Raw genomic sequence first — 26263 nt, forward strand, 5'->3', positions numbered from 1 at the left:
ATTACTCGCCCTAATCTTCTACCCTTTACAATGCCTAAAACCCCCATCACTTATTACGGCGGAAAAATCAATATGGTATCTACGATACTGCCATTAATTCCTAAACATAGGATATATACGGAAAGTTTTTTTGGAGGAGGCGCAATCTTCTTTGCAAAAGAACCATCCAAGGCGGAAGTAATCAATGACACCAATAACATGGTCGTAAACTTCTTTGAGGTGGTAAAAACAGATTTTGATAGACTCAAATTAAAAATTGAAGCTACCCTATTCTCAAGAGCCAGTTATACCGTTGCAAACATGATATACAAAATGCCACACTTGTTTGATAAAATACAACAAGCTTGGTCATTTTATATCGCTACCAACATGGGGTTTTCCTGTCAGATAGGTTCTTGGGGCTACGATAAGTATGGTAAACGAGTCAAAGCTTTTCAAAACAAAAAACTACTCTTTAATAAGGATATGTACAAACGTTTAGAAAATGCACAGATTGAGAATAATAATGCTTGCAAAGTAATCAGTAGTAGAGACACCGAAGATGCCTTTCATTATGTAGACCCACCATACATTGATGCTAATCAAGGGCATTATGGGGGCTATACTGAAAGCGATTACAAGCAATTGCTTGATACATTATCTAAACTCAAAGGAAAGTTTTTATTGAGTTCCTATCCTTCAAAATTATTGGATTCATATATCCAAAAAAACGGATGGCACACCAAAACTTTTGATAAGCCTTTATCTGCAAGAAAAGCGGTTGAAGGTAAATCGAGAGGACGAAAAATAGAAGTGTTAACAGCAAACTACTCGCTAAACGAGATTAAATAATACATCAAAATAGAATACTAATCTGTGCGATTCGCACTAAAAATTAAATACAAATGAATATTAAACAACGAAAATTAATACTCCACTTTTTAGAAATGTTGGAGAAACTAATGACGAATTCTTCAATGCCAAAATTGATTCCAGATTTGTCTGATTTACAAAATTTCTTAACAAGAGATGAACTGATTGAAATTGCTCTCTGGATATGTTTGGTTTGTGATAAGTCTTCACTTGCTAGAAAGAGTGATGCTAAACTTTTAAAACTTATTGGAAACAATCGTTTTATCCTATCCTATACGATCAAACAGTGGAAAGCAGGAATTACTGCAACACCTACCATGTCACAAGAAGAAGTGTATGAATTCTTTGACCATTTTCAGCTCGGTGCTCATTACTTACGTGATAAACCAGTAGAATATTGGGATGAATATGACCGAAGTAATTACTATTCCATTTTATTCAAACATGGAAAGACAAGAAGGGTGTTTGCCATATTCACTACTGATGTAGATGATAAGGACAAATATGCTGTAACTACAAAACCCTCTTTCTTTTTTGATACCAAACAAGAAGCAGAAATTGAACTGCTATCTATTATAGCTGAGAAAAAGTTTAAAAAAGAAGAGTTAAAGATTATGTCTTTATGGAAAATTAATTAAGTGTCGAGAATCGACAAACAATTTAATAATAACCCGTATCAAATAGATACACAAAACCCAAGTATTATGGAAACAAATAAAAAATCCTTAATGAAACATTTTGCAGCCGTTTTAAGAAAACGTGCTTTAGCAACAACAGAAATCAATGAGCCTGTGAACCCACAAATCTTAAAGTTCTTTACACGTAAAGACCTTATTCAGATTATTAACGATTCGCACAATGGTGCTATTCCTAAAGAACATAATCTTATGGAAATGGAAAACCAAGAATTACTTACCCTTATTGGGGATGATATGTTTATTATCTCATACATAACACGTAAGTGGTGCCGAGAGCCTCAAAAGGTAGATAAAGAAGTTTCTCAAATAGTAAAACTTCCTATGAACAAAAAACCTAAAAAGTAATTCTTATGAAAGATAACTATTTAGATTTCTTTGAGGATAAAGACAAAGCGATAGATCATGCATTATGGCTTAACTTTAAATACCGTATTGCCAATATTACATTTGGTGTTATTGCTGGACCTGATAACAATTGGGCGGTACTTGAAGAAGCTACTTCCAAGGAAATGGAAATGCCTTTTTTGAATGTTCTTCCGAATGATTACTCAAAAATGAGTTATCGAAACCTAAGACATATAAAAATGGATAGCAATCCTTTGCCTCATTTTGAAGAACTCTTTGGTGCTTTTTCTACGATGGATGGCGAACTACTGCGGTTTATTCTTCAAACTAAAATACCTCTCGAGAAAATTATCCGACATGAGTTGGCTAGTAGAGGGTTTGATAAAAATCATCGTTGGTGCGGATTTGATAAGGCTCAAAAGATTTGGCTTAAATAATTGAATATCAATTTAAAACATTTCATTACTATGGAATGTTTTTTTAAATTAGTAGCTCTAAAAAGAAAACTATGATTACTAAAAATTCTAAAATTTGGAAATATATTTCAAATCTTTTCCTATCGATTGACCAACTTGGAAATGCAATTGCTGGCGGTAACCCTGATAATACGATTTCTGCCAGAGTTGGTTACTACAATCATCATTATTACATTAGTAAGAAAGATGTGCCTTGGTATTGGTCTTTATTTGAAAAAATAATTGATGCGACTTTCCTTCCTGTTGATGGTAAAGATCATTGTCATGAAGCGTATCATAATGATGCAGGAGAAATTTTTGATAATCGAGTAACGGATGTTTTAATTACTATTGCTGCTGTAATTATTATTATAAGTTGTATACCTATAGCCTTAATTTTATATCTATCATCTGCAATACGGATTGTAAAAAGGAAAAAAATTGAACGTGATGATAATTTAAGAAAACGCTTCTTTTCTTCTACATCTCAATTGATCAGTTCACTCCAAGAAATCGAAGAACATGGTTTAGATTTTGATCTTCAGAAACCTAAACAAGAACTGAAAATACTTATTGAAAAAGTTGAAGACCTAAAAGAGAAATTTAAAATTTCTTAAATAACAAAAGCACTCAAATAATATTGAGTGCTCTTTAGCTACGCTATTTTCTTTTTATATCTACTCTATAAATCTAATGACTACTCCTTTAACATTTGCAAGGCCTTCTTGTAGGTTAATAATTGCATTACCTCCAATAGAAGCTGCTTTTTCTTTTAATGTTCGATAGATTTTCTTATCAGAACGAGATAAACCTACAACATATTTTGAAGTTGAAACAGTGCCAATTTCAATATATTTCCTTGTTGGTTGTTTAGAAATAAATACTTTAATGTCATCTGGGTTTGTTTTTGTAAAACTTTCTGTAGAAGTTTTGAGAATTGAGGATGTTTTACAAGCTTGGAAAGATGAAACTCCAATTAGTAGCGTACACGCTAAAAAAATCTTAAATACTGCTTTTTTCATAAAAATGGTTTTAATTGCCTTGACCCGAAAGACGTTGATTAATTATGAGTCAAGTCAAATATAGTAATAAAATCAATTGACACGACAATATTGTCGTGTTTGTTTTGTAAAATTACTTATACTTTCATTTACTTATAATAAGTACATTATTTATGAAGGAAAATGAAGTAGATTTATTTATTAATGATATTGGAAAGCGAATTCGTGAATTTCGTAAAAATCAAAAAATGACTCAATTAGATTTAGCCATAAAGTCTAATGTTGATGAACGTCAAATTCAGCGATTAGAATCTAGTCATACTTCAGCAACTCTTAAAACTTTATACAAAGTAATCAAAGGTTTAGAGACTGACTTTGAAACATTCTTTAAAGGAATATAAATTTAGATATTTTTAATTTAGTAGTATTTTTTATAGAATAGAATTAAATACAAATTCTTACATTTACTTTTACAAACATTAGACATCGTCCGTTTTTAGAACGTTTCCTTTATTTAACTTACTGGTTTTAAAATGTCAACTACAACTTGCTTTTTATAAGTACTAATTTGAAGCATTACATTACCGAGTAAGCTTGATTACAACCGCTTCTAAAGTATTTGAATCTTTAAATGCATTAATAACTACATCATGATAATTTTTCAATTCAGCTAAGAATTCGATTGAACCGTATTTACTAAAAACATCAAACATGGCAATAAGTAATTCTTCTATTGTGTGACCTCCATATTTTTTAACCAATTTATAGTGATCTGTAGATAATTTTTCCTTTCTGAGCATGACAAATGTAGGGCCAGATAATCTTATCCAAGTGACCATACACTCTCTATTATTCATTATCAAATTCCTTCCTTCGGGGTAAAATTTAATAAAAGAAGTAAGAAATTTTTGTCCATTTTCGCTTGTTGAAAGAACTCTTTTAAATTCACTTAGTCTTGGAATATCTTTAGCAATGAGAACTTTTATTAAATCAGTAGAAATAGGAAACTTTAGTTTTTTACCTATCTTAGTTTTTATATAGCCTATATCATTTGCATTTACATAAGTAAAAGATGGACTCGTTTTGTATGATTGACTATTTATACCAAGAATACCTCCATCAGGAGTTAAAAGTGCTGATCCAGAATCACCTTGTTCAGCAAAAATATATAAATTTTCTTCCAAGCCAACTACTGAAACAACTGTATGGAATTTTGTATCAGGTATAAAGCTACCTAATCTTCGAACTGTCCCTAAGGTTAATCGAGTAGTGCGTCCGTATTTTAAAACTGATTGTCCCAGGTAAGTCCCAGGGGTCCTATCGTTCAAAAGAAATAGAATATTTTCACCAACCAATTGATTATTTGCTTTTATATCTTCGTTCAGTTTGCATAGAGCAATATCCAGTTGAGCTCTATTTGGTGAACCTGGGATAAGTTCGTAATCCCTAAATATGACTTCTGCGATAGAAGGACTATCATCATAATCATAAGGTTGATAAACTTTATTATAATCTTCATTTGGAAGCACATGCTTACATGTCAGGAAACCAAGATTATCAGAGCTACTTTCTTCGGAAAAACCAAAGACCCCTGCTGTTCCTTTCCCACTTTGGTTGTCAGTTATCTGACAACCACTTAACATAGGTCTATAATTATTTTGGTCCGGGCTGATTTTGGGATCTTCCATCCCATTTTCGTTATAAAGATCGGTTAAGTTGGCAAAATAAATTTCTTCAACAATATCTACTGGAATATCTTCGATGATAATCGGTAAAACCTGAGAGGGTTCAAGTTCGATTATATCTTTTTTTTTCTTTACCTCTATGTAAATACATGCCTCACCTAGTTTGGAAACTCCACGTTTCTCTCTAAACCCAATTCCTATAGTCAGTACACAATCAAATTGCCTAATTTTAGCTTCATTTCTTGACAAAACTTCCATCATGTATTGAGTCCTCTCTATTAACTTAACTTTTGTTAGCGAATTGTCCATGTATAAATTTAAAAAAAAAATTAACCTTGTATAAAATTAACAAACACTTGGTTTTTTTGACTATTAAATACTGTTTTGTTATTTAAAGTTACATTCACCACAACCTCTTTTACCAGGTATCCAAAAAATATAGTATCTACATTCTCCTTTTCTTTTGCCCCAACCCCAAAATTTCGCACCTATAGTAACCTTTTTAAAATAATCATCTTCCCAAAAAATGAATTTTTCATCATCTGATTGAATAAAAGTTTCAGTTCTTTTCCCCATATTAATTGTATTTAATTTATTAGTAAATTATTATTCGATTTATGTAGTGGAATTAACCCTAAATAATATGTGTTTTAATACTAGAGGCAAATTGGTTAATCCCCTTTCTTATGCTTGTGTGGCTTTAGCGATGGCGTATTTCCCGGAGTTTTCTTATTATCTCGTTGACGTCTGTCTGGTTTTCCGGTTGAATCGGCTGTTCTTTTAGGTCCTGGTTTAATTCCCATAATTTTTTTATTAAAATTTATACTACAATTTAATTAATTTTTCTCTAAACTTCAGCAAAGTTTCTTAACAATTCAATAGCTTAAGACATAACAAGTACAAGTTACTTTATTTGAATATTTTTAATCTGTTTATAGTAATGAAGCCAAAGAAGGTATCTTCTTTGCAATTTGAACAGCAATTTCTCCAAGTTCTAAAATTTGTTCTTTTAATTTTGCCTGCGTTTCATTTGTTGCTGAAGCTTCTTCTACCACTGCTATTAATTGGGCATATACTTCCATATCGGTAGTGTCTGGTGTTATACTATCTATTTCTTCTTTAGATAGCCCATGTAGTTTTTCAATTTCATTTTTATACAAACCAATAAATGCTGCTCTATTTTGTTTTGCTCTTTGTGCTAATCTTTCTTTATACGTTAAGGACATAGTTTTTTATTTTTTAAATAGTTTATTAAATTTTTCTTGCACTTCTTTCATTTTTTTTTCAACAGTATCAATATCTACTTTTTTAACATCTTTCAATATTTTATCTACACCTACTGCATAATCGGATAGTTTTTGGGCTGTTTCAGTTCTTAAATTTTCTAAACCAAATTTATTTAAGATTTCCTCTTGTGCATCATGCACTTTACGTACAGAAGCTAAATGGCCAATTACTATAGAGTTTGCATAGATAATTTGATTATAGGATCTATCAATAGCTGCCATTACCTCTAATTCTTGTTTTTCTATAGGTATTAAAAGTATTTTACGATATACTTCAACTTCGTTATAAACCACAGAAACGAAATCTTTCATAAGACCAATTGCTTGCTTTTGTTTGGGGTAATCAGTGCTGTTTTTGGCTGCATCAATTATAGCTCCTGTCATTGATTCAAACTTACCTGAATTTGCATCTGCAAAATCTGCTTCTAATAGCTTTCCAATTTGATAAGGTGCATATACATCATCTACAAATGTATTTACATCTTTCTTCATTCTAGTAAATAGAATAGTTGCCAAATCTTTGTGCGATTTGTAAACCGTTACTATATCTCTGCCCACGGTTGCTGATAATTCTACAGATTCTTTAGGTACAACAGCACAGGATGTTATAAGTGCTATAACGACTAAAAATAGGATACATTTAATTTTCATAGTAGTTAGTTTTGGTATTTGATAAGTTTTTCTACAATAGTATCTAATTCTTTATCTATACTTTCAATTGAGACAAACGATAAGCCGTCCTCGTTTAATTTTTGTAAATTCTCAATGGACGCATTATCCATTTCAGTATCCGCTGTTATTATTTTAGGTTCAAGTCGGTGATAATCTTTTTGGTCTTGTTCTTCTAATGTTCCAAATATTTGTGTTAAATGATAATGTACAGTTTTAGAATTACCAGACATCATGATTTCTATAATAGGTTTAATCCACCCAATTGCTCCCCAATCTTTGGCCTTCTTATATTCGTAACCTTTGCTTACACTACCTGTCCCAATAGATACAATCATCATGTTTTTAGCAGAAGGTGTGTTCTCTATATTTTCAAAATTCATAGACCTAACTTCTGAGTAGGCTACCAATGAAGGGTTGTTTACAAAAACACCACCATCTATTAAAGGATAAGGAGTACCTATTTCGTTTTTAATAAGAGCAGTTTGAAAGTAGGTTGGGGCAGCCGATGTAGCTCTTGCAACATCTTTAATTTTAAAATTATAAATTTCATTATTAGATTTGTGTTGCTTAAAAAAATGAGGTTTACCATTTCTTATATCGTAAGAACTAATTATACAAGGTTTTAATAAATTTGATAATTTCAATTCTTCAAATGTATCATCAAGTGCTCCTTCAAGTTCAGAAGCGTTATATTTTTCATCTGTTATACCTTTCCCGCTTTTTATTTTTTGCCAATTACTAACATTAAATATCTCATTTCCCCTATTTAAATAGATATTTACCGCTTCTTGAGCAGTTAATTTGGGTCGGTTTTCTTCATTAGGTGTAAGATAAGCTAAGGCCAATATTCCACCAGTACTTGTACCTGCCATAAAATCAAACATATCAGATAGTTTAACATTTGGGTCTCCTGTTCTCTTTTGAAGTTTTTGCTCAATTTGGGTTAAAACAATACCTGGTAAAATACCTCGTATCCCTCCACCATCGATAGATAGAATTCTAATTTTTTTCATATTCTTTTAATTTCAGCAAACACTTTTTTCAATCTAAATAACAACTCAATAAAAAATAAATATAAACCTTATTCAAATTAAATTATTACGGTAAAACCGTAATAATTAGTGCGATAAAAACCTCAATCTAAAGAAAACTAAAGAATTGTTTTTGTGCTCATTTTTATAAAAAGCGGTAAATACAGCAGAATTCCAACTATTGAAAAAAGTAGCCCTCCAATTGACCCAGCAGCAAACGAAAACCAAAAGACCTCTTTTTGTCCTTCCCAAACAAAAGGAATTAATCCAACTATTGTTGTGATTATAGTTAGCATGATTGGTGTTATTTTAGAATTAAAGGCTTTAAAATAACATTTTTGAACACTTAATAAAGGGTGTCCTTTTTTTATGTTATTAAAATCATTGATAATGTACAATGCAGAATTCACACTAATCCCTGATAATAAAATAAAAGATGCATAACCACCTTGATCAAAGTTGATGTCAAAAAAATAAAAAGTTAAAAATACACCTATAAACGAAATAGGAATCATGCTTATTATAGCAAAAGGTTGTCTAAGTGATTCTAATAAAATAGCACAGATAAAAAATATAATTCCAATAATGACAAAAATATAATAATATTGAGCTTTATCTTTCTTATTCCATCTATCTAAATAACTTGGATTATAAATTCTATAACCAATAGGTAAACTTTTTTTAAATTCTAGCTCTCTGTTTTCTTTAAATTTTCTCGCCAAAGGACTTGAACCAATAAAATTATAGGCAACCGTTAAACTATATTGTTGATTTCTTTTTTTAATTGTATTTCCTGTTTTCCTTTTTTCTATTGATGCTAACTCGTTTAATTTATATTGATTTCCATTAACAACTAATGGTGTGTGTTTTAAATCCCAAACATTAAAATTGAGGTATTTGTCAGATACTATTTTTACTTTTTGTAGTTCATCATCTGCAACAATGGATTTTATTTCCCCAATATGAAGCTTATTTTCTAACATTGAATATAAAGCAGATTGTGAAATGTTTGCCAGACTCAATAATTCTGAATTAAAATCTAAATAATACTCGAATAAGGAAGATCTACCCCATCTATCACTTGAGATTTCTACTTTTTTTACTCGGTCATTCGCTTCTTTTAAAATATTCTTTTTCAGTTGTTCTGCATAAGTATACAGTTGATCATAATTATATCCTTCAAGTGTAATTTGATCTCCAAAACCTCCAGTTCCTAAAGCATTCGAGAACCCTCGACCTACTCCAGAAATAAACCAATCCAAACCTCCCAAGCTAATCGCTTTCGTTTCTAATAAACTTTTTAGAGTATGAGGAAAAGAGCCAAACTCATAGGCTTCTTTAAAATAGATTTGAATTACAGAATTACGATAACTAGTTATACTTGTTTCAAATAGATTTACTTCATCAAAAGAAGAGATATATTGCTCCATTTTTTGCACTACCTCATTTAGTTGTTCAATAGTAGAACCTTCAGGCATGACCCCTCTAACGGTTAATGAGGTTCTTTCTGGCTCAGCATAATATGAGTTTTCAAAAACATTGTCTGTAAATAAACGTAATGCTCCTCCGGTTATCTTTTCTAATGTGGGTTTTACCTCATCAGTAAACCAACCTGAACCCAATGTCTTATTATAGATTTTTCCTAATTCATTAGGGTTTTCTATTTCTTCAGGTGATAAATGAAAAGGCAATCCAAAACCTAAAATAAATAATAAAATAAAACCCCATTTAACAATCGGTTTCTTACAAAAAGAAATCAAAGAGGTATATCTTTTTGTGAAGTTAATTATTATTTTTCCCTTTTTCAAGGAAGGTCGTTTTTGCTTTTCTTTTAAATTTAATTTTTCTAATAAAGCAGGAACAAAATAAAAAGAGACTGCTAATGAAACACCAATATTTATTGCAATAACGATAGCAAAATCCCAAAGATTGATACGTTGACTTTCTTCTAATAAAAAGATAACTAATACAGAACCTATCGTTGTTAATGTTGCTGCTAAAATAGCTAAAAAGGCTTTTCTGTTTTTCTTAGTTAACAAATGATCCATCATAATGATACAATTGTCTATAATAATTCCGAACGAGATCGTAATTCCTGCTAAAGAATATAGTTGCAACTCAACACCCAATGCAACATAAAAGATAATAGCGATTAAAAGATTTACAAGGATACTTGTAAATAAAACAAAAAGGTACTTGAAATTTCTATAAACAATAATTGTAAGAATTAATAAAACTAGTAATGAAAGAAATGCTCTTTTTTTTATTTTATTTAATTCGGTCACTAAAAACTCACTACTGTCTTTGGTGAGTTTTATATAATATCCTTTTGAAATTTCTTTTTGTAATTCCTCTATATTTTGTTTTACTTGTTTTGATAAACGAATTGTATTAACTCCTTTACTTGGGTAAATTGCGAAATTTAAAGTGTTTAAACCGTTTATCCGATAATATGCATTTACTTTCCCTTCTTTGAAGCGTATTTTCGCAATGTCTTTCAGAAATAATACTCGATTACCTATTTTTTGAATCGGAATTTCTTCCCAAGAAAAAACATTGGTAGATTTATAAACATACTGCATTGGTATTTCTTTTTCCGCTGCATCTTTTTCCTGCTTTAAAATTCCTTTCCCTAATTCTTTTTTATCTAGATATGTGTTAATTGCATTAGTAACTTCTAGGATTGAAATATTATATTGAAATAATTTATCGGAACTATATGTAATTACCCACTCAAATGGAGCTGATCCATATAAAGAAATTTGATTTACTCCTTCAATTTTAGAAAGTTTAGATAGAATATGGTTTTCAGCATATTTTTTAATAAAATATGGGCTTTCATTTGCATTTATCGTATATGATAAAATAGGAGATTGGTTTTCAGAACCTTCATTCATTGACAGCTGAGGGAAACTGACACCATCTGGAAATTTTTGATAGTTTTGTCGTATGATATTTGCTATTTCAAAACGAGCAATATCAATATCAATGTCCTTCTTGAAAGTTAAGTTTATATTTCCATTACCTTTATTTGAAGTAGATGTAATTTCTTTTATTCCCCTAACAGAATTAAAAAGACCTTCTAATTTAGAAGTAACTTCTTGCTCTATAACTTTTGAAGAAGCTTTAGACCAAGTAAAATTAACACTCAATGATTTTGAAGGACGATTCGGTTTTAGTTGAATACTTAATGAAGGAATTAAACTAATCCCTACTATTGTTAAGCAAACAAAAATTGTTAAAACACTAAATGATGAAAGTTTCTTATTCATTTATCTGCTATTATTAGTTGACTACTTTAAATAACCGATCCCAATTAAATGTATCATTATAGTTTGAATATAAAACGTATTGCACTTTTCCAACGACACTTTCTACAGGTACAAATCCGATATATCTCGAATCTTTAGAAATTCCTCTATTATCTCCTAAAACAAAAATGTAATCTTTTTTAAAAGTATAATTTGAGGTCTTTTTTCCATCCAAAAAATAGTTGCTTTCTTTTTTTTCTAATTGAATTTTTTCAAATTTTTGTAGTGTTTTTTTATACAGATTAAATGTTTCTTCATTCAATTCAATTTGCAATCCTTTTTTGGGGACTATAAATGCTCCCATATTGTCAGCAGTCCAGTTATAAGTGTTTTCAACTAAAAATAAATCATCGTTTTTACGCTGTTTTTTTTTCTTCTTTTTTATGGAATTCACTGATAAAAGCATTTGTATTTCTAAGTACTCCTTTTTAGTTAATACCCCTTCTATTCCATCACTAATTTCTGAATTTGGGTATAACATTGCCTCAATTTTCAAGGAATCTACCTGATTATAAAATGCTTTTTTATTTTTTACAATGATACTGTAATGCTCTTTTATCGCTAGAGGAGGAGTATATTTTTTGTTATTTGTAAATACATCACCGTCAACCATTTTAAAAATATCTCCAGATAAACCAACACATCTTTTAACTAAAAAAAAAGTTCTAGTTTCTTGAAAAACCAACACATCTCCTTGCTGAAAACTATCCATTCCTGAAAACCTTTTATATTGCCACCATTCTTTATCTATATGTGAACGGGCATTGTCATTAAAAAAAAACAAAAAATTAATCCATGGAATTTCAAAAGGAGAGCTAGGTAGTTTAGGTCCATATACTAATTTATTAACCAAAATAATATCATCTGGATATAGTGTATTTTCCATAGAACTACTTGGTATTCTAAAAACTCCAAATACAAATAGCTTCATCCCAATACTAATTATAAAAATTAGAATAAAAAAGGCAAGACCTTTTGCTATTTTAGAAAGAAATTTGTTTTTAATAAATTTTATAATAAATAAAAAAAGGAACCGTAATACAAAGATTCCTAATATACATGCAAGCAGCCAAAAAAGGTGATTTAATGCAATAAACGCAATTACTATACATAGGGATATTATTTTCCAGTACTTTTTAATTACATGATATACTTTTTGAATAAGCTCCATATTTAATTTTCTAAAAGTGATTCAAATGACACTTTTAATGTTTTTCTTTCAGAAAAATTATACAATGTCAATTGTTGTACTTCATAATAGTACGTCCAATATAGTTGCAAATTTTGTATGTATTGCTCAGTTGCCGTTTGCCAAGCCTTTCTAGAACTTAATAAGCGTAATAAATCTACTTTTCCTGATAAAAATCTTTTTTCAGTTATTTGATATGAATCACTTGAAATTTCTTTAGCTCTTAATGATACTACTACCTGCTCTTCTTGTAAATTAAAGTTTTTAACTTTTAAAATTAATTGCCTTTTTACATCATTTACAGTTTGTTGAATTTTAATATCGGTTAACTCCTTAGTCATTTTAGCTATTTTTATATTTCCTTTTCGTTCTCCCCAATCTAAAATTGGCATACTAAAAGAAATTCCTACAATTTGTTGATCTAAAAAATTACGATATGCATCAGAAAAAGTATTAGACTGTTGATTTAAACCATAGCTTGCATTAATAGATAACTTAAATCTATTTCCTTTAACAACTTCATCTAAATCTCTTTCTGCATTAATTTTTTCAATTATAGTGTTTAATAAATCAGGATTATTTTGATTCATATATTTTTCTGCTTCGGATAAACTAATTTTTAATTTTGAAATTAAAATAGGCAGGTCAGGTGCAAATTCAGATAAATTTTCTTTATTTAGAAATAATTTCAGATCGGATACTATTATTTCTAATTCTTGGGTTGCCTTAGATAAATTAGTTTCTGAAGTAAAACTTTCTAATTCTAAGTTTAACAAATCATCTTTTTCAATAGCTCCTATAACATATCTTTTTTCAGCAATTTTAAAGAGTTTTTCAGCATTAGCTTTTGTTTCTATCGCAATAGTTACTTTGGCACTATTTAATGCCCATGTAAAAAACAATGAAATGGCTTCTATGTTTATTTTTTGTTGATTAAAAATAAACTCCTTTTTTGCTTTTTCATATTCTAATAAAGCTGTTTTATTTGCCCATTTTAGTTCATTGAATGCCATTAATGGCTGAATTAAACCAACTCTAATGGGTGTTGTTGAATAATTTTCAATGGTGTTACTCCCATAATTAACTAGTCTATTAAAAGTAGAATTTATAAATACTTTTGTTCCTGTTGCCATAATATTTTGACTTAATGAAAGTTCAGAAAATAAATTTAAACTTTGTTCCTGTCTATACTCATCTATATTATTAGTAGGATTATATCTTTTCACTAAAGATCTATTGTAATTAAATGGTTGTAATTTTAGATCTAATCTAGGTAAGAATTTTGCTTTGAATGATTTGTATCTCCAATAATTAATTGCATACTCCCTTTTTGCTTTAAAGGCTTCAAGAGAATTTTTATTAGCTAATTGTAACGTTTCTTCTAAACTTATTTTTTTTAATTGTTGACCTTGAATACTATTGATACATATCAAACAACAGCATATTTTCAAAATAAATTTAAATTGGTTTGTTATCTTATTTAACAACATATATATTCTTTTTTGATAGGTGATAAAAACAAAGAGGAATTAAATACAAACTAACAATTGTGCCAAGAAGCATTCCTCCAATTAATGCAATAGCTAACGGAGCTTGTAACTCTGCGCCTATGCCATTAGTTAATAACACAGGTAATAATGCTAAAATTGTTGTTAAACTCGTCATTAATATTGGTTTTAATCTTCTTTTACCCGCAACTAATAACGCTTTTAATAACCCTGTTCTTTGTTTTTGTAATTGAATAATGGTGTCAATTTTTAAAATAGAATCATTAATCACAATTCCACTCATAACAACAATACCAATCATAGACATTAAATTAAGACTATAATCAAATAGGTACAGCAGTAAAAATGCACCAGCCATTGCAATAGGTATTTCTAGTAAAATAATAAATGGTAATGTTAGTGACTCAAATTGCGAAGCCAAAATAAAATATAACAAGATCAATGTTACTATCAATACAACCAATAACTCATTTATTAATTTTTTGTTCTTAAAAATACTCCCTGTAAATGTTACATCAAACTGTTTATTCTGAGCAATAACTTCTTTAATTTTTTTCATTACAGGTTTTTCATTAATAACTTCAAGATTCATCGCATAATACTCTCCATCTTTTCCTGCTGTAATTGTCTTTAAATTTTCTTCTTTTACTTCTGTTATAAATTCAGCAATAGAAAAACGTGTGCTATCATTTACTTTAATCTGAGTTTCATGTAATACCTCTCTAATTGTTTTTTCTTCGCCCCCTAAGACAACTGGGATGTAATTTTGATTATCTACCAAAGAGAATATTTCTCGCTCATTAAATGCGCTTTTTAATGTATTAAAGACAGCATCAGATTCTACATTATACAAAATCATTTTTTCTTTATTAGCAAGTAGTATGATGTTTTCTTCCCAAGAAATTGGTTGTACTTCTATATCTGGAAGCTTTTGTCTTAAAGATTTCCATAGAGCTTTTAATTCTTTTTTCTGTGAAGTTCCTATGTTTTCTACACTTCTTATTTTGGCAGTTAACGGAGCATCATTCTCAGAGAAAATAATGTTAAAAATATTATCAACTTCTTTAAACTCTTGAATTGCTTGTGGATAGTTTTTGTTTAAATAATTTGAGAGTTCCTTTTTTAGTAAAACTAATTTTTTGGGAGAACTAGTTTTAACATATAAAGTTACTTCTGAAGTTTTAGCATCTGCTTCTTTACTTAATAAAAATTGTTGTTGACCTACAAATGCATTGTAATCGTCAATGGAATTTTTTATTGGTTCAATTAATTTTAAAACTCTTTTCTTGTTTTCTTCTACATTAATAGATTCATTCCAATCTACTTTTAAAAATGTTTCTGAATTTGATAAGGTAGGCATTGTCTTTTTAGGAAGCATAAAAAACAAGCTAACAGTTAAAACAATAAAACTAAAAAAGATAATAAAGGCAATTCCTTGTTTCTTCATTACAAAACGAAATCCTTTTTCATAAGTTTTCTCATAATTCAATCTATTTATCTTTTTAATAAATGCATTTATTTTTGTAAACCTTCCTTCTTTTAGATAAAAAAGGCGATATATGACGGGTAATAGTGTTATCGAAATTAATAAGGAAACAAAAAGACCAATAGTTATTGCCATCGCTTGGTCATAAAATAAAGCTCCAGTAATTCCACTTAAAAAAATCAGCGGAATAAAAACCGCACAAGTAGTTAATACTGAACTTAACAAAGGCTTAAAAACCTCATTTGTTCCTTTTACACATGCATCAGATAATGAATACCCCATTTCTCTGTATTGAGTAATGTTGTCAATAACAATAATTGAATTATCAATCATTAAACCAATACCTAATACCAATCCTGATAAAGAAATAATATTAATAGAAATACCTAATAGATGAAAAAATAACAAGCAGATAATAATAGAAACAGGGATGCTTATACCTATTAAAATTGGAGATTTAATATCTTTTAAAAAGAAAAACATCACAACAAATGCCAATAACATTCCCCACAATAGGCTCTGACTTAAATTATTGATAGCAACGTCTAATAGTTTTGTTTGATCTCTGGTAATTGAAAAATTAATTTCTGGATAATCAGCTTCCATAGCTGCAATGGTAGTTTGCAATGCTGTTTTTAAATCTTTAATACGTGCATCACTTTGTTTAATTATAGCTAATGAAACGGCTTCTTTACCATTAGAAAGCACCAAACCTTTTCTCTTTTGTGGCTGCTCTTTTACCTGAGCAATGTCTTTTAGTTGATATAGTTTTCCGTTTTTATTTAAATAGATGTTTTCAATATCTTTTAAATTTGTTAACGTAGTTCCTAGACGTAAATTATATTGGTATTGACTGTCTTTGACTAAAATACTACCAATCTCTATTTGTTGTTTTTTAATCACACTTTCAATCTCATTTAGGTCAATCCCTAAAGACAAGCATTTTGATGGATTTGGAATAACTACAATTTCTGGATACACCAACCCGTTTACATCTACTAAAGCAACTTCAGTTATTTGTTCAATTCGTTTACGGATTACTTGATTTGCAAATTGATTAAATTCTATAAATTCTGGTGTTATGTTATTTGATTGATTGGCTGCTTGTGCGTTTTTAAGTGTAACATTTAAATAAAAGACTGGAATATCTGAAGCACTTGCCTTAATTACTTTTGGTCGATCTATATCTCTTGGCAAAGAAGACATAGCTCTGTCTATTTTTTCATTAACTTCAATAAACGTATAATCTATTTTTGTACCATGCGTAAAATTTAATTTAATGGTTGCCTGTCCATTTGATGTCTCACTTTTAATGTTTTCTAGATGATTTAATTGCAGTAAGTTATTGCGTAATGGTTTAATTACAGACTTTTCTAATTCATAAGCAGTACTATTCTTTGCGTTAACTTGTACTGTAATTTCTTGTATGTCAATATCTGGCATTAAAGAAACCGGCACATAAGTAGATGCGAATATGCCTAGAATTAAAATACCCAAAGCTGTCATGATAACAGCAATGGGTTTATGTATTAGAAATTTCATTATTTAATAATTAGTTATGTTCAACTTTTTTTGATTTTATTTAAAGTATATTTTTTTATCAAACCATAAATGTTTACTTCTATTAAACTCACTTGTTATTAATTCAACTCAAGAATGTTTACTTTTAATATTAATTTATGAAAACTAGCGCTTGTATTAGATTTGACTATTGCATATAGTTTTTGGTTACCAATTTTGTTTTTTATATCAAACTCTAGATCTATAAATCCTTTTTCTTGCACCTTTACTATTTCTTTTGTAAAATTATAGTCAGTACATGAACAATCTGGATTAACATATTCAATTAGCAGAGGATTTACTCCTACATTTTTAAAAATATATCTAGCTTTTAGAATAGTGTCACCTTCTATAACTTCACCTAAATTAATAAGTTTATTTTCAAATTCAATTTTTGTTAAATCAAGTAACCTCCTTTTATTATTTAAACTTGATAATTTTTTTTCTTTTTTTACACCATTAGTTTTTAATTTTTGAACATTATTATTTCCGCAAGAAAATAAAAACACAATTAATAATAATGATAAATAATTTAATTTAATTTTCTTATAGTTTTTCATTTCTTTTAATTTAATTTATGTTTCACAATACTCTCAGGTAACTTAAATCTTATAATGTTAATTTTTTCATTTTCCTCATCAATTATTGCATTTGAATAAAAATAAGGAGCATAAAAGTTTTTAATTTGTAATTTTTTAGGCACATCTATATCTAATACTAGAACTTTGTCCTTATAGATTTGTAATCCATCAGTTAAAGACCCACCACCTTTTTGATAACTCCTAAATACTAATCCAAGGTCTTCAAAGACCTTTACCCCTGTATAATATCCTTTTTTAGGTCTGTCATCAAAATACAACTGTCTAAATTTTTTTAAATTAAGTTTATTTATTTCTGTATAATTAGTATCCATATTTAAGCCTGGGACACCAAAAGCATATTGAATTTTATATTCCCTATCATAAACATAAATCATAGGGTCTATCTCATGAGAGATATAAAAATTGTAATTTTTATCAATGTCAAAATTGAATGTAGAATGATGCATTAAATACTCATATTTTAATAATTGAGGTGTTCTTCTCCCAAATAATCTTTTAAATGAAATATTGTTTAAATCTATTTCTACTAAAATATTTCCTTCTTTATAATAATCCATTCCAGAAAGTCCGTTAAATAATTTGTGTTCAGAGTAAATTGGTGCAAAAATACTGTTGCCAAAGCTTTTTAAATTAAAATTCATATAATCAAAAGAATATAAACTTGCATCATTTGGAGATACTTTTTTTAAGTTAGAACCTTTTCCTGTAGGTACACTTCCATTTCTATTAATAGTTGTTTGTTTTATTTTTTTCCAATTTCTATCATAAATATGAATATCATTAGTAGATCCTAAAAAAATTCGTTTTCCATTAGGTAAAAAAGAATAACCATCTATAAACGAAATATTTAATTCATCTTCACTTCTACCTTGTCCCAGTTTTCTTTCTAATAAGTTACCATTTAAATCAAATAAATATACCCAACAAAATCTAAAGTCAACAAAAGCAATTTTATTATCTAGGTAATCTATTGAACCAGTGTATGAAGATTCAATTTTATCTAATTCTATTGAATCTAATTCAATAGAATTAGATAAAATTTTACTTATCGAAGTTTTTTCTGTTTTAAAAAAATCTTCGAAATTATTTTTTTCCTTACACCCAGAAATAAGTATAAAGACTAATATATAAATATAATTTTGTTTCATTTTTGTTGTTTAATAGAAACCGATCATTTTTTTATTAAAAAATTCTCAATAAAAAAATGATAGATTCCTTAATTAATAATGTTAGTTTCCGCAATTAACATCATAAAGTCTACAATCTCCTTCTGTAGCAAATGATGCACATACTTCTCTACTGCCAGTCACTTTGCAATTACCCCACCAATTACATTTGCATACAACTTCATCTCCTTCAAGCCCACCAGGATCTAATTCGCTGGCCTGAGCTGTATTTGAGAAATTAATTGAAATGGTTAATCCAAAACAAATGACAAAAAGTGAAATACTTTTTAATATACTATTTTTCATAATTATTATTATTATTTAACAGTTTCTATCATATTGCCTACAATCTCCTTCTGTAGCAAATGTGGCACAAGTTGGTCCTCCGCCGGTTACTTTACAGTTACCCCAAAAATTACATTTGCATATGATTTCGTCTCCTTCAAGTCCACCAGGATCTATTTCATTTGCGTTAGCGATATTCATACTACTAAAAAGAATAGCCAGCATTATAGTGCTGATGCCAAAAAAAATTTTAATATTTTTCATTTTTATAATGTTTTAATGTTTTAAAATAGGCACACCTTATTTAGTTTTAATAAATTAAAGTATGCCAAATATAATTAACCTACTGTGCAGTTAGCATCATAATCTGAACAATAACCATTGCCTTCAAATGACGCACACTTTTCTTGGCCACCATCAGCCTTACAATGGCCAAAAAGATTACATTTACATACAATACCGTCTCCTTCAAGTCCGCCAGGTCCTAATTCATTTGCATTAGTAATATTCACATTGCTAAAAAGCATAGTTAACATAATTACACTAAGTCCTAAAGTTTGTTTTACTTTTTTCATTTTAAAAATTTTTGTGTAAGAGGAATACCCTTACGGTTATTAATTTGTACTTTTGTAAACTTTTGAAAGGAAAATGAAGTTTATAAAACATTAGTATTTTTATTCTAAATATGAAATACTTTCTTTAAATAATATTAAAGACTTCCTCTGGGTTATAGTTTATTTACATAAGCTGTAGTTTTAAGTTAAACATTGTCAAAAGTTTTTAATTTTTTATCCCAGAGGATATTTTTTTTATTTGATAATTTATTTTCACTTCGCTATCATGAGCAAGGTTTAAATTCCCTTTTGTAATAATTGTATCACCAACTTTTAATGTTGCAGAATTTTTATCAGGGTTTGGAATTACTGTATAATAATCCTTGTTTTCGTTAACAGTTTTTACATAAGTCCAAAAAGCTTTTCCTTTTTTTACTTTAAACAAAACTTCCTGATCTTGCCTTAAAACAATAGCGCTTTTTGGTATTATAAACTGATTGTGTATTTGTTTTTCCATGCTAATTTTTACATTCATACCGTCTATCAGATTACCATCATTCTTAACTCTTGCTTTTATTTGTATTGTTCCATTTTTTTCAACCAATGGGTTAATGCTTACAACTTTTCCTTTGTATTCTTTTTGAACACCCATTGCAAATACACTTATTTGATTTCCTTTAAGAACTTTATTAATTTCTGACTCCGTAATTGGAAAAATCACATCAAAATATGTATCATTAATTAATGTTAAAAAAATACTTCCCGCTGTAATTTGGTCGTGTAATTTGTTTTTAATTGCGGCTATTTTTCCACTAAATGGCGCTGTTAAACTTGTTGAATTCACATTGTATTTTGAACTTTTTATCTTTTGTAAAGCTTCTGTGTATCCAGAACGCAATCCAGCCATATCATAAACTTGCTTTGGAATTTCATTTTTTCTCTTTAAATCATAACCTCTATTAACTAACATATCCTCTAATTCTAATAGCGCTTTTTTCAAAGTTGTTTCTGCACTTATTAGTTCTTCCTTGTATTTGTATTTATCTAATATTGCTAAAACTGTATTCTCTTTCACTGCATCTCCTTCTTTTACAAAAAGCATATTTAGTTTTCCAGGTACCTCAAATTTTAAATCATTTTTTTGAACTGCCACTAATTTTCCATTTGACAATAATTCTTCATTGAAAATTCCTTTTTTAAGAATTAAAATTTCTACTTCATTTTTTTCTACAACATAATTTTTCCTATCAATAGATTCGTCTATTTTTTTTTCTGGCTTACCTTCTGTACAAGAAATTAGTAACAAAAGACAGCCATAAACAAACAGGATAGAAGTATTTCTTATAAATATGTTTTGTAGTTTTATCATTCTATTTTAACTTCTGGATACGCTACACGTCCTTTTATTTTTAATTCTAAAGGCGAATTTTTACCATTAAAATATACTGTTATTGTTTTATGAAAACGCCCAGACTCTTTAGAGTCATAGGTAACTTTTATAGCACCTTTTTTTGAAGGCTTAATTGTTTCTTTTGACCAAACTGGCACTGTGCAACCACATGTAGTTATTACCTCATCTAATTTGTAATAATTCTTTTCCGTCATTTTTAAATTGAAAAACAAATGAGGCTTCTTTTTTTAGAGGCAACTCTCCAAAGTCATGCATAGTTTTGCTAAAATCTATGGAAGCATTTGTTGGTAGCGTAGTTTCGTTCTCACAAGAAACCATAATCAAGGCAAGAATCATAATATAGAAAGACATTGCCTTTCTATATTTAAGTAGTTTTTTCTTTTTCATTTTTTGAGGAATATAAACGCAATAAAATTTATTTTTAAACAACAAGGTCTAAACATACAACTTAAACACATCATGGTATTACGGTTTTACCGTAGTTTTAATATTTGGAAAACTAGCTAAACTCTTAATATTGATAACTATTTATTATTTAGCAATAAAAAAATGTAAAAATTAGTCAATAAGTAATAATTTAAAAACCACCTCCGATTTTGGGGTGGTTAAATTGCTATGAAAAAGAATGTTGGAAATACACCAACACGATAAGTTTACAAAAAATATTAATTTAATATTACGCTTTTACAGTAAATATTTTTTAATGTATTTGGGTTTATTTGTAATAATTATTTTAAGGGAAAATTGGATGAATTTTTATAAAAAAAAGAGGTTATAAAAAACCTCTTTTTTTTGCTTCTACTAACAGTTCTTCATCATTTTCTACATCAAAAAATTGTTTAATGTATTTTTTTCTTTTTTCTACAGCACTTAATGACAAAGAAATATATTCTGGAATTTGATTTGTTTTTACACCTCTTGATAAATGATATATTATTTTAACATTCTTTTCATCTAAAAGATCATTATTTTGAATAACTCTATTTGCTATTTTACTAACTGATTTACTATAAAACAACCCGCCATCCATAACATTAAAAAGAGCTTGGACTAAAATGCTTTTACTCACATCACTTTTAATCAAAATACCATTATGAGGAATAGTTTTAATCATATTTTCTAAACGTGTTGCTTTATTAATCATTGTTAAAATAATGATTTTAGTCTCTTTAAAATGATTTCCTATATACAAAGCAATATCTTCACCAGAGGTGAATTTCATATTCCTTGAAGAAGGTATTTGAATATCTACTAGGACTAAATCAAATGCACCTTGATTTTTTGACTTATTTAATTGAGCAATAGTTTCTTCACAATCATTGACGGATATAATATTTGGGGTAAATTGACTTTGAGAAGATATTGCTTTTTGATAACCTTCAATAATCATTGGATGATCATCAATAATTAATATTTTTAATTTTTCTTTCATACAATTATCTATTTTTAAAACTAAACTCTCAATGAAATCTCAATAGTAATTTTAGTGCCTTTATCTTTTACAGAATTAATATTTACTTTCCCTTTGAGGTCATTTACTCTTGATCTGATATTTTTGAGTCCAATTCCTTTAGATTTAGCCTTTGTATTAAATCCAATTCCATTATCTTCAATACAAAATAGTAAATTATTTTCAGCTTTGGTAAAACTTATTATCACTTTTTTTGCTTCTGAATACTTGTTAATATTTTGAATAGCTTCTTGTAGTATTCTGTAACAGTTTATTTTTATAGTATTAGAAATATTTTCCCAGTCAATATTTTTATCAAAGTTTAATTGAAAATTAAAACTAGTGATTTTACTTTGTTTTTCCATCAATTGTTCTACTAATACTTTAAAGCTGGAGTTGTTATTAAACTCTGTTAACTTTAAATTGTGTGAGATTTCTCTAATTTCTTCTTCAATAGACTGTAACTCATTAATGTTTTTTTCACGCGCTTTTATGTCATTTTCTGAAACTCCTTCGTTAAAAGCATCTAAACTTAATCTAGTACCAAATAATCGACCCAACACACCATCATGAAGATCTCTTGAGATTCTGTTTTGCTCATTAACACTACCTTCATTAAACATTTTTTGTTGTGAAAGCATTAAATTATAAATTTCGATATTGGATTTATCCTCCTTTTGTGCAAACTCCAATTCTTTATTTTTTGAACGTTGTCTAATTATGAAATATATTAATAAAAAAAATACTGAAGTAATAATTAATATTAGCATTAATAAGTAGTTCTTTTCTTGAGTTTTTTTATTCTCTTGAATTACTTCATCTGTTTCATAAGCAATACGTGTAAATTTTTCTCTAACAACCCTTTCTTGTTGTTGTAAACTATCTGAAAGCTGAATGTATTTATTTAAATACTGTTTCCCCTTAGTCCCTTGTGAAATTTTTGACAGTAATTTATAAGATTCTAATAAACCATCATTGTAATTTATTTCTTTTGCAATATTTTTTGACAACAAGCCGTATTGAAGTGCTTTTAAGGTATCGTGTTTTGATAAATTGTATTCAGCCAAATGATGATAACTGGCTACCATTCCGTCTTTTATTTGTAAGCTATCTCTAATTTGTAATGACTTATAAAATAATGCTGGAATTTCGGAGAGTTCTTCTAATATAAATTTTGAATAGGCTTTATTATCTAATGCCATTGCATAAAGTCTTGGGTTTCTAATGTTTAAATTTTTAATTTCGAGGGCTTTGTTATAAGAATCCAAAGCAACTATATGATTCCCTTGTTTAGCATATACCCTACCAATATTGTTATAAGTAGTTGCATATAAAAATTGATTATTTTTAATTTTACTTAAATAAGATTTAGATTTTTCAAAATTTTGAATTGATAAATTAAATTTACCCAAATTCTTATTATTAATTGCTAATGAATTATAAGCTAAATACAAACTTCTAAATTCATCAGTACCTTCAAGTTTAGAAATAGCCTTAATAGCATTAATTTCGCTTCCAGTAAAATCTTTTACATCCTCTTGAAGGGTTGCCATACTGAGTAACATCCGTCCTTCATTTATTTTATCTTCTCTTAATTCAAAAAGATGTAAAGCCTTGTTATAGAAGTAATATGCACTATCTACTTTATATTCAAATTGATAAAAATATCCTAAATAAGAGTAAGCTCTTGTCAATGCGATTGTATCTTTTCTGTCTAAAGAAAACTTTAAGATTTGTTTACTTTTCCTCCCATATTCTTTAAAGTCACCTAGCATTAAACTACCATAAGTTGTTCTAATTAGTAAATGAGCTTTAAGTGAATCATTTTTTATTTTATCTATTTGATTGTCTGCCTTCGATAAAAAAACAGTACGAATAGAGTCATTAAATGAGATATTACTAGAAAGTTGAATCAATGAATCTACCTTTTTACTAATAGAATCATTTTGTTTTTGCTCTAATTTTTCAGAACATCCGAGCAGGAAAAGTACCGCAATTATTAAAATTACATTTTTTATCATAGCTAAAAAGTATTACTAAAGTAAATGTAATGAAATGATTTAAAAAAAACCTCATGTATAATCATGAGGTCTTTTATCAGCATTAACCTCCAGATGGAGGCGGTGGTGGTGGTGGTGGTGGTGGGTCATCATCACCACCAGAATCAGTAGTTAATTCTGTATTCTCCTTATTTTGATATAGATCGTTATCTTCATCAAGATCTGTACAAGAAACAAACAGTAAACCACCTAGCATTAAAATTGCTACATATATTATTGATTTCTTCATTTTTAATTGAATTAAAATTTGACAAAAGCCGTCCTACTCAAGTGTTATACTGAGGTGATAATTCACGAAAAAACGACACTAAATAATCAATGTGGGAAGTCATTGATGTTTGCAGAAATCAATAGTTAACTAGTTTTCCCAGACTAATAAAACTTTTTTATCCTACCCTTTTTTGAAGCTTCAAATAATCAATTGAAATGCATCAATTGAAATTGTACACACCAAATTTAAATAATAATTGGGTTATTTAATAGTGATTGGAGTCTTGTTTTGTATAAGGTTCTATAGGTTTAGTGAACAGCCTAAAACAAGTGGTGAATGGTGTTTTAATTACGCTGTAGTTTTAACATGATTCTCTGAAGATAAACTCAATAAGAAATTACGAATTTCAAGCATTTCAGATTTTAATCTTTTTGAAAAAGGTATCACTTGTTTGGTGAATTTAAGGATACATTGATATTTACTGAAATGAATTTTTGAAATGAAATTTACATTTACCATATAGCTTTTATGAATACGTACAAACACATTTGGTAAAGTTGTTTCAAAATTCTTAAGTGTTTGACAACTAGTTACTACTGAGCCATCCTTTAAATAGAAGTCAGTTGTATTATTATCCGCTTTTAGATATATAATATCATTTGCTACTAAAAACCGATACTCGGTAAATGATTTTAAACAAATAGATGAAGATTCTGGTTGGCTTTTCTCAAATCTTAGTAGCGATTTTTTTAAATCGAAATAATTAAATGGCTTCAAAAGATAATCGAAAACTCCATTTTTAATTGCTTGATATGAATGGTTCGTTGAGGAGCTTATTGCAATAAACTTAGGTAGGATCTCCAAATACTGATGCAATTCATGTATCATATTAAAAGAATTCGTTTTTATCAAACCTACTTCTAATTCTGTATTTAAAAATACAAGATTGGGAATTTGTTCTAGTGCTAGATTTATTGCTTCAGACTCATTTTTGGCAATACCAACACAATAATAATTAGGATAGCTTTCCAGTTGTTGTTTTAACTCTCTAGTATCTTCTATTTGAGAGTCAACAATTATGTATTTATATTTTTTTGTAGAAAAATCCAACTATCAATATTTTTTTATAATTCAAAAATAATTGATTATTGAAACAGATAACTACGGCTTTACCGCATATAATTTCTTAAAATAAATGTTGTAACACTCAAACAAGGTGTGATTTTTCACAAGCTAAACCCATAATAATATGTCTTTTTATAGCTTTTGATACTATTAAAGTAAATATTTCAAATAGGATGAACTTCTTTTTAAAAAATTTACTATATTTGAATAGAAAGTGTTAATCACTATTCTTTTTCATAGCAATTCACTCCACCTCTCTAAAGAAGTGGAGTTTTTTATTAATTAAATCTTTAGAAAAAGATCCAAACAAAGAAGCTATC

Annotated in this window: 29 protein-coding genes; 6 read left to right on the forward strand and 23 right to left on the reverse strand. The window is 28.5% G+C overall.

The genetic code is table 11. The annotated features are described in order from the left end of the window. Window positions 1–30 precede the first annotated feature (30 nt). The 5 genes from KCTC32516_RS02780 to KCTC32516_RS02800 all read left to right on the forward strand — a co-directional run bounded on the left by KCTC32516_RS02780 (window position 31) and on the right by KCTC32516_RS02800 (window position 2967). Entirely contained in the window at window positions 31–831 is an 801-nt protein-coding gene (locus KCTC32516_RS02780) for a DNA adenine methylase (protein WP_301401816.1), read from the forward strand. Between the two features lie 53 nt (window positions 832–884). After that, window positions 885–1490, forward strand: coding sequence for a hypothetical protein (locus KCTC32516_RS02785; protein ID WP_301401817.1), 606 nt, complete (start codon window positions 885–887; stop codon window positions 1488–1490). 66 nt (window positions 1491–1556) lie between these two features. Beyond that, window positions 1557–1895, forward strand: coding sequence for a hypothetical protein (locus KCTC32516_RS02790; RefSeq protein ID WP_301401818.1), 339 nt, complete (start codon window positions 1557–1559; stop codon window positions 1893–1895). A 5-nt stretch (window positions 1896–1900) separates the two neighbouring features. Further along, a complete protein-coding gene (locus KCTC32516_RS02795) occupies window positions 1901–2332 on the forward strand; it encodes a hypothetical protein (protein ID WP_301401819.1) in 432 nt (143 codons plus the stop codon). A 71-nt stretch (window positions 2333–2403) separates the two neighbouring features. Then, complete coding sequence (locus KCTC32516_RS02800) at window positions 2404–2967, forward strand: hypothetical protein (protein ID WP_301401820.1); 564 nt, start codon at window positions 2404–2406, stop codon at window positions 2965–2967. A gap of 60 nt (window positions 2968–3027) precedes the next feature. Here KCTC32516_RS02800 and KCTC32516_RS02805 read toward each other — a convergent pair whose 3' ends face one another. Continuing rightward, window positions 3028–3372 (reverse strand): hypothetical protein, encoded by a 345-nt coding sequence (locus tag KCTC32516_RS02805; RefSeq protein WP_301401821.1) that lies wholly within the window; start codon window positions 3370–3372, stop codon window positions 3028–3030. A 152-nt stretch (window positions 3373–3524) separates the two neighbouring features. Between KCTC32516_RS02805 and KCTC32516_RS02810 the strand changes: the two genes are divergently transcribed. Continuing rightward, window positions 3525–3752 (forward strand): helix-turn-helix domain-containing protein, encoded by a 228-nt coding sequence (locus tag KCTC32516_RS02810; RefSeq protein WP_301401822.1) that lies wholly within the window; start codon window positions 3525–3527, stop codon window positions 3750–3752. Window positions 3753–3932: 180 nt separating this feature from the next. Here KCTC32516_RS02810 and KCTC32516_RS02815 read toward each other — a convergent pair whose 3' ends face one another. The 22 genes from KCTC32516_RS02815 to KCTC32516_RS02920 form a co-directional block, all read right to left on the reverse strand. After that, window positions 3933–5345: a chymotrypsin family serine protease gene (locus tag KCTC32516_RS02815; RefSeq protein ID WP_301401823.1), complete on the reverse strand. Its 1413-nt coding sequence runs from the start codon at window positions 5343–5345 to the stop codon at window positions 3933–3935. A gap of 78 nt (window positions 5346–5423) precedes the next feature. Next, a complete protein-coding gene (locus KCTC32516_RS02820) occupies window positions 5424–5612 on the reverse strand; it encodes a hypothetical protein (RefSeq protein WP_301401824.1) in 189 nt (62 codons plus the stop codon). A gap of 95 nt (window positions 5613–5707) precedes the next feature. Further along, the gene (locus KCTC32516_RS02825) at window positions 5708–5839 is read right to left on the reverse strand and encodes a hypothetical protein (RefSeq protein ID WP_301401825.1); all 132 of its coding nucleotides are present in this window, start codon (window positions 5837–5839) and stop codon (window positions 5708–5710) included. 129 nt (window positions 5840–5968) lie between these two features. Next, window positions 5969–6262, reverse strand: coding sequence for a hypothetical protein (locus tag KCTC32516_RS02830; protein ID WP_301401826.1), 294 nt, complete (start codon window positions 6260–6262; stop codon window positions 5969–5971). A 6-nt stretch (window positions 6263–6268) separates the two neighbouring features. After that, complete coding sequence (locus tag KCTC32516_RS02835; protein WP_301401827.1) at window positions 6269–6973, reverse strand: hypothetical protein; 705 nt, start codon at window positions 6971–6973, stop codon at window positions 6269–6271. Between the two features lie 5 nt (window positions 6974–6978). Continuing rightward, the gene (locus tag KCTC32516_RS02840) at window positions 6979–8007 is read right to left on the reverse strand and encodes a patatin-like phospholipase family protein (RefSeq protein ID WP_301401828.1); all 1029 of its coding nucleotides are present in this window, start codon (window positions 8005–8007) and stop codon (window positions 6979–6981) included. Between the two features lie 137 nt (window positions 8008–8144). Continuing rightward, entirely contained in the window at window positions 8145–11297 is a 3153-nt protein-coding gene (locus KCTC32516_RS02845; RefSeq protein ID WP_301401829.1) for an efflux RND transporter permease subunit, read from the reverse strand. A 13-nt stretch (window positions 11298–11310) separates the two neighbouring features. Next, window positions 11311–12267, reverse strand: a complete 957-nt coding sequence (lepB, locus tag KCTC32516_RS02850; protein ID WP_301401830.1) for a signal peptidase I — start codon at window positions 12265–12267, stop codon at window positions 11311–11313. 242 nt (window positions 12268–12509) lie between these two features. After that, a complete protein-coding gene (locus KCTC32516_RS02855) occupies window positions 12510–14015 on the reverse strand; it encodes a TolC family protein (RefSeq protein ID WP_301401831.1) in 1506 nt (501 codons plus the stop codon). Continuing rightward, window positions 14002–17061 (reverse strand): efflux RND transporter permease subunit, encoded by a 3060-nt coding sequence (locus KCTC32516_RS02860; protein ID WP_301401832.1) that lies wholly within the window; start codon window positions 17059–17061, stop codon window positions 14002–14004. Before KCTC32516_RS02860 ends, KCTC32516_RS02855 begins: the two co-directional genes overlap by 14 nt. 98 nt (window positions 17062–17159) lie before the next feature. Further along, a complete protein-coding gene (locus KCTC32516_RS02865; protein WP_301401833.1) occupies window positions 17160–17639 on the reverse strand; it encodes a DUF1573 domain-containing protein in 480 nt (159 codons plus the stop codon). A gap of 5 nt (window positions 17640–17644) precedes the next feature. Next, entirely contained in the window at window positions 17645–18829 is a 1185-nt protein-coding gene (locus KCTC32516_RS02870; protein WP_301401834.1) for a hypothetical protein, read from the reverse strand. A gap of 81 nt (window positions 18830–18910) precedes the next feature. Then, window positions 18911–19153 carry a hypothetical protein gene (locus tag KCTC32516_RS02875; RefSeq protein WP_301401835.1) on the reverse strand — a complete coding sequence of 81 codons (243 nt, stop codon included), beginning with the start codon at window positions 19151–19153 and terminating at the stop codon, window positions 18911–18913. Window positions 19154–19168: 15 nt separating this feature from the next. Next, window positions 19169–19396, reverse strand: a complete 228-nt coding sequence (locus KCTC32516_RS02880; RefSeq protein WP_301401836.1) for a hypothetical protein — start codon at window positions 19394–19396, stop codon at window positions 19169–19171. Between the two features lie 74 nt (window positions 19397–19470). Continuing rightward, window positions 19471–19707 carry a hypothetical protein gene (locus KCTC32516_RS02885; RefSeq protein ID WP_301401837.1) on the reverse strand — a complete coding sequence of 79 codons (237 nt, stop codon included), beginning with the start codon at window positions 19705–19707 and terminating at the stop codon, window positions 19471–19473. Between the two features lie 205 nt (window positions 19708–19912). Continuing rightward, window positions 19913–21055 (reverse strand): efflux RND transporter periplasmic adaptor subunit, encoded by a 1143-nt coding sequence (locus tag KCTC32516_RS02890; protein WP_301401838.1) that lies wholly within the window; start codon window positions 21053–21055, stop codon window positions 19913–19915. Further along, on the reverse strand, window positions 21052–21291 hold the full coding sequence (locus tag KCTC32516_RS02895; RefSeq protein WP_301401839.1) for a DUF1573 domain-containing protein: 240 nt from the start codon (window positions 21289–21291) through the stop codon (window positions 21052–21054). Before KCTC32516_RS02895 ends, KCTC32516_RS02890 begins: the two co-directional genes overlap by 4 nt. Then, window positions 21260–21484, reverse strand: a complete 225-nt coding sequence (locus KCTC32516_RS02900; protein WP_301401840.1) for a hypothetical protein — start codon at window positions 21482–21484, stop codon at window positions 21260–21262. Before KCTC32516_RS02900 ends, KCTC32516_RS02895 begins: the two co-directional genes overlap by 32 nt. A gap of 385 nt (window positions 21485–21869) precedes the next feature. Then, window positions 21870–22529: a response regulator gene (locus KCTC32516_RS02905; protein WP_301401841.1), complete on the reverse strand. Its 660-nt coding sequence runs from the start codon at window positions 22527–22529 to the stop codon at window positions 21870–21872. A 20-nt stretch (window positions 22530–22549) separates the two neighbouring features. Continuing rightward, window positions 22550–24568 (reverse strand): ATP-binding protein, encoded by a 2019-nt coding sequence (locus KCTC32516_RS02910; protein WP_301401842.1) that lies wholly within the window; start codon window positions 24566–24568, stop codon window positions 22550–22552. Window positions 24569–24650: 82 nt separating this feature from the next. Next, window positions 24651–24836, reverse strand: coding sequence for a hypothetical protein (locus tag KCTC32516_RS02915; RefSeq protein ID WP_301401843.1), 186 nt, complete (start codon window positions 24834–24836; stop codon window positions 24651–24653). A gap of 330 nt (window positions 24837–25166) precedes the next feature. After that, window positions 25167–25928, reverse strand: coding sequence for a LytR/AlgR family response regulator transcription factor (locus KCTC32516_RS02920; protein ID WP_301401844.1), 762 nt, complete (start codon window positions 25926–25928; stop codon window positions 25167–25169). Window positions 25929–26263: the final 335 nt, after the last annotated feature.

Origin of the sequence: Polaribacter huanghezhanensis (assembly GCF_030444335.1) — a bacterium.
Classification (GTDB): Bacteria; Bacteroidota; Bacteroidia; order Flavobacteriales; family Flavobacteriaceae; genus Polaribacter; species Polaribacter huanghezhanensis.